Consider the following 6,199-nt stretch of genomic DNA (forward strand, 5'->3'; position numbering starts at 1 on the left):
TGGAATGGGCAAAGTGATTAGCTTGGAACATCCAGAATTGAACTGTACTCGTATAGATTTAGACCCAGAGGAGACTATAGAGGGTCAAGCTGATGCACTCTTTAATGAAATCTGGTCGGAGGATTCCGAAGACCAGGTGGCATGGCGTGGAGATGGTCGTTATGTAGCTCGGTTGGTGGCTAGTCATCATCGGCAACCAGTGGCACAACATTTGGTGCCATCACAACCATTCAAACTAGGAAGTTCCGAGAAGGGTAGTTTAGATAACTTAGTCTTAGAGCCAGTTACTAGACGTTCGCCAGGAGCAGGGGAAGTAGAAATTAGAGTTAAGGCAACAGGATTGAATTTTCTAGATGTAGTATCTGCATTAGGATTAGTCCCTCAGCAAGTGGATGGAATGTCTCAAAAACACTTAGTAGAGATGGACAGTTTTGGTGGAGAGTGTGCGGGTGAAGTAGTAGCTGTAGGGTCAAAAGTCACAGGCTTTCATATAGGGGATACAGTTATGGCTATGGCTCACGGCAGCTTTAGTCAGTATGTAACTGTTGATGCTACCTATGTAGTTATCAAGCCAGAAAATCTGAGCTTTGAAGAAGCAGCATCTATTCCAGCTAATTTTTTAACAGCTTATTATGCTTTGCATCATGTGGCCAAGATTCAGGCTGGCGATCGCATCCTTATTCATGCAGCAGCAGGAGGTACTGGAATGGCTGCGGTGCAGATTGCAATGGAAGCAGGAGCCGAAGTCTTGGCAACTGCAAGTCCTCCCAAATGGGAAGCTCTACGAGATATGGGAGTCAAACATATTATGAATTCCCGAACCTATGAATTTGCTGACCAAGTGATGGAAATAACTCAAGGTCAAGGAGTGGATATTGTACTTAACTCTCTGACTTCTGGGGAATTTATTAGTAAGAGTATGTCAGTGGTAACTCAGAGTGGTCGGTTTGTGGAAATCGCCAAGCGAGGAGTATGGGATTCAAGCCAAGTAGCAGCTCTCAGACCGGATGTATCTTATTTTGTGGTGGATTTAGTCAAAGAGTCAATAGAGCAACCGGGATTAATCAATTCTATGTTGCAAGGGTTGAAAGATAAGTTGAGCAACGGTTTACTACAACCACCACCAATAAAGGTATTTCCCATAGAGGAAGTCATTGATGCCTTCCGTTATATGCAGCAAGCCAAACATATAGGCAAGATTGTGGTGACTCAAACACAACTTGCTGATGCTAGGACTCAAAAGCCTTTAAGTTTCCGTTCTGGAGCTAGCTACTTGATTACAGGAGGTATGGGAGGTTTGGGTTTACTGGTAGCAAATTGGATGGTGTCAAAGGGGGCTAAACATTTAGTATTATTAGGACGTCGTTCACCAGATGATGCAACTCGAAAAAAAATAACAGAATTAGAAATGGCAGGAGCGGAAGTGGTAGTGGAAAAGGCCGATGTGTCTGATCGGAAATCGATCACAGAGGTGTGGAAGAGAATTGAGGAGTCAAACCGACCATTAGCAGGAGTGATTCATTCAGCAGGAATGTTATCAGATGGAGTGCTACAAAACCAGAGTTGGTCTAGTTTTGAGCAGGTGATGGCACCGAAAGTCCAAGGTGCTTGGCACTTGCATCAATTGACTCAAAATCAACCATTGGACTTTTTTGTGCTGTTTTCTTCAGCAGCATCTCTGTTGGGTTCGCCTGGTCAGGGAAATCATTCTGCAGCTAATGCTTTCCTTGATGGTTTAGCCCATTATCGTCGCGCTCAGGGGTTACCGGGATTGAGCATTCATTGGGGAGCCGTTTCTCAAGTAGGAGAGGCAGCCGAACGGGGTGCAGATGTGAGGTTAAGTAAGCAGGGGATGGGTGTAATATCTCCGACTCAGGTATTGGAGTCTTTGGAACTATTGATCAGTGGTTCGGATGTGGAAGTAGGGGTAGTGCCTATTGAGTGGTCAGGGTGGCAGGAGAGAGTGGCACAGTGGCCGTTTTTGGCGGATTGGTCGGAAATAACTACTTCAATAGCTACAAAGGATAATCGCCTTTTAGAACAATTAAAATCAGTTTCCTTCATGGAACGAGAAAAGATACTAATTTCTCATATCCAAAATAAAGCAGCTCGAGTATTAGCCATGAAAAATAATCTCATCGATATACACAAACCTCTAAATAAAATGGGACTGGACTCTCTAATGTCAATTGAGCTAAGAAATCAAATTCAAAGTGAGCTAGAAGTGGATGTTCCAATTACAAAATTTATGGAAGGAATCACCATTGCTGATCTCTCAAATCAACTAAATCAACAACTGAATCAAAGCGATCGCACAGATAACATCAAGAAAAAAAACTGGATAGAGGTAGAACTATGAACTTAATTGAATTCTTACAAGACCTTTCTATCAAAGGTCTTAAATTATGGACTGATGGAGGCAAATTAAAAACTGGAGGTTACCAAGAAGTACTGACCACTGATGTTATTGCCCAACTAAAGCAGTACAAATCAGAAATCTTACAGTTACTAAAGGAAAATCCAGATATATTCCAAGTCCATCCCCTCTCTTATGGTCAAAAAGGTCTCTGGTTTTTGTGGCAGCTATCACCCCAGAATCATAATTATAATGTGTCATTTTCGGTTCGGATCTACTCTAAGGTAGATATAACTATTTGGCAACAGGTTTTTCAAGCTCTAAGGGAAAGGCATCCGCTACTACGGAGTACATTCCCGAAGTTGGGCGAACAACCAATCCAACAACTACATCAACATCAAGCGTTAGACTTCTTACAGATAGATGCTTCTAGTTGGAGTGAAGAGGAGTTAAATAAAAAGGTAGTTGCAGCTCACAGACATCCTTTTAACCTAGAAACAGAACCAGTGATGCGAGTTAGGTGGTTCACTTGTTCTGAGCAAGACCATATTATGTTATTGACAATACACCACATTGCTTTAGATGGTTGGTCATGCGACTTAATTACCAAAGAGCTGCCACAACTCTACCAAGCTCAACTAAATGGGCTTGAGGCATCCCTACTACCACTAAAGCATTCTTATCAAGATTATGTTAGTTGGCAAAAAGAGTTAGTAGAAGGACAAGAAGGAGAACAACTATGGAACTATTGGCAACAAAAATTGGGCGGGGAATTACCTGTATTGAATTTGCCTACAGACAGACCACGACCCCCTATACAGACTGATAATGGGGGCAGTTACCCCTTCAAGTTATCTGAAAAGCTGACTGAACAACTGAAGGAACTAGCTCAAACAGAGGGGGCAACTCTTTATATGATTCTGTTGGCTGCTTTTCAAGTGCTTCTGTATCGTTACACAGGTCAAGAGGATATCTTGGTAGGATCGCCTACATCTGGTAGAACAAAAGCGGAGTTTGCTTCTATTGTTGGTTACTTCGTGGACTCAGTAGTGATGAGAGCAGATTTGTCAGAGAATCTCTCTTTTAGAGATTTCCTCTATCAAGTACGCCAGACAGTCCTGGGAGCACTAGCTCATCAAGATTATCCCTTTTCTTTATTGGTAGAGAAGTTACAGGTAGAACGTGACTCCAGTCGTTCTCCTCTTTTTCAGGCTTGCTTTGTACTACAAAAATTCCAGGAATCTCAAGATGTGCAAAAGGTGTTTTTTAGCAGCAAAACAACCTTGATGAATTGGGGGGGACTTGAAGTAGAACCATTTGTATTCGATCAGTATGAAAGTCAATATGATTTATTCCTGGAAATGGTTGAAGAGGACTCATATCTGGTTGGGTTCTTAAAATACAATGTTGACTTATTTGATGAGCAAACTATTGCCAGAATGGCTGGTCATTTCCAGAACTTGTTAGAAGGGATAGTGAATGATCCGCAACAGAGAGTAACAGCACTACCATTAATGACAGAGGCAGAGTTAAACCAAATACTGGTAGAATGGAACAACACCAAAACAGATTACCCAAAAGACAAATGTATTCATCAGTTATTTGAGGAACAGGTCGAAAACAACCCAGATGCAGTAGCAGTAGTATTTGAACAACAAAAGCTGACTTATTCCCAATTAAACAGCAAAGCCAATCAACTAGCCCATTACTTGCAAAAATTGGGAGTAGTTCCAGAAACCCTAGTGGGAATATGTGTAGAGCGTTCAGTAGAGATGGTAATAGGTTTATTAGCCATACTCAAAGCCGGAGGAGCTTATGTACCATTAGACCCGGCCTATCCTCAAGAACGCCTAGAATATATGTTCGCTGACTCTGGAGTGTCAGTGTTACTAACTCAAGAACAAATATTAGCTCAATTGCCCCAACATCAAGCTCAAGTGGTCTTTCTAGATAGAGATTGGGAAAAAATAGCCACTGAAACACCAGAAAAAGTAGAGAGTGAAGTCAGTCCCCAAAATTCAGCTTATGTAATTTATACATCAGGTTCCACAGGTAAACCGAAAGGAGTCTTGGTAGAACACAAGGGACTGTGTAATCTGGTTACAGTTCAAATCCAAGCCTTTCAAGTTAACTCCAACAGCAGAGTGCTTCAGTTCGCCTCATTAAGTTTCGATGCCTCCATCTGGGAAATAGTCATGGCTTTAGGTTCAGGAGCTAGTTTGTATATGGGCAGCCGAGATACCTTAATGCCTGGAGTGGGTATGAGTCAGTGGTTGCACAACAACAAAATCACCCATATCACCATACCCCCCTCAGCTCTAGCAGTGATGCCCACAGAAGAATTACCAAGCTTAAAGACCATAGTAGTAGCAGGAGAAGCTTGTCCACCAGAGCTAATATCCTATTGGTCTGTAGGGCGACAATTTGTGAACGCCTATGGACCATCAGAATCAACAGTATGTGCCACAATGGCCGAATGCTCACCAGAGTATCCTGTGCCACCCATAGGTCGTCCCATCGCGAATACTCAAATCTACATCCTAGATAGTAATTTACAACCAGTCCCCATAGGAGTACCTGGTGAAATTTATATTGGTGGTGTTGGTTTAGCCCGTGGGTATCTCAACCGAGAGAATTTAACCAATCAGAGATTTATCCCCAACCCTTTTGAGGACTCAAAAATCAAAAATCAAAATTCAAAATTATATAAGACGGGGGATAATGGCCGTTATCTAGTTGATGGAAATATAGAATTTTTAGGTAGAATTGACCACCAAGTCAAAGTACGAGGATACCGAATAGAAACTGGAGAAATAGAAGCAACCTTAACTCAACATCCCAGTGTCAAACAAACAGTAGTAGTAGCCAGGGAAGATAACTCAAATGCTCAACGTCTAGTAGCATATATAGTACCATTAGTTGAAAGCAGCATCACATCAAACCCAGAACTCTCAAAGACTCAAATCAACAGTTGGCAAAACCTATTTAACCAACAAATTGATGAACATAAGAGTGAAGTAACCGACCCATTATTCAACATCTCAGGTTGGAGTAGCAGTTACGACAACCAATCCTTACCAGAAAGGCAAATGCGAATTTGGGCAGGGGATATTGTAGCTCAAGTATTAGCACATAAACCGAAAAAAGTATTTGAAATAGGTTGTGGAACCGGGTTGCTACTATTTCAAATCGCACCCCACACACAAGCCTATGATGGCATCGATATATCTAGTATTTCACTAGAGTATATCCAAAAACAAATACTCCAGGAACCAGAGAAATATGCTAATGTCAATCTAGCACAGAAAAGAGCAGATGAGATAGGTTACATAGCAGCTCAAAACTTCGATGTGGTGATTCTAAACTCGGTAATTCAATATTTTCCGAATGTAGAGTATTTGTTACAAGCAATATCTGAGGTAATTCGGATAGTCAAACCAGGAGGAATAATTCTCCTGGGAGATGTCCGGAGTTTGCCATTAATGAAAGCCTTTCACAGTTCGGTGCAACTGTATCAAGCAACTCCATCACTGTCGAGACAACAACTCTTAGAAAAGATAGACAGACAAATGCAGCAGGATACCGAGTTGTTAGTGTCACCAGAGTTGTTTCTAGCTCTCAAAGCAAAACATCCAGAAATAACTCATGTACAAATCCGTTTACAGAGGGGAACAGAACACAATGAACTGAATAAGTATAGGTATAGCGTACTGTTGCATATAGAGGCACAACCAGGAAAAGTAATAACACCGACTGTAGAAAGTGGAGCAGGTATGAGTGTTCAACAGATAGAAACTTATCTGCGAGACAAAGGGCCAGAATCAATTTGCTTTAGTGGTTTAG

Annotated in this window: 2 protein-coding genes; both read left to right on the forward strand. The window is 41.7% G+C overall.

Going from position 1 to position 6,199, the window contains the following annotated elements:
- On the forward strand, positions 1-2,359 hold a 2,359-nt coding region (locus tag F6K20_RS20530), incomplete at its 5' end, for a type I polyketide synthase (protein WP_287295844.1).
- The coding region (locus F6K20_RS20535) for an amino acid adenylation domain-containing protein (protein ID WP_287295845.1) at positions 2,356-6,199 on the forward strand (3,844 nt) is incomplete at its 3' end. The genes F6K20_RS20530 and F6K20_RS20535, both read left to right, overlap by 4 nt.

The sequence above is a fragment of the Moorena sp. SIO2C4 genome (assembly GCF_010672485.1).
In the GTDB taxonomy this organism is placed as follows: Bacteria; Cyanobacteriota; Cyanobacteriia; order Cyanobacteriales; family Coleofasciculaceae; genus Moorena; species Moorena producens.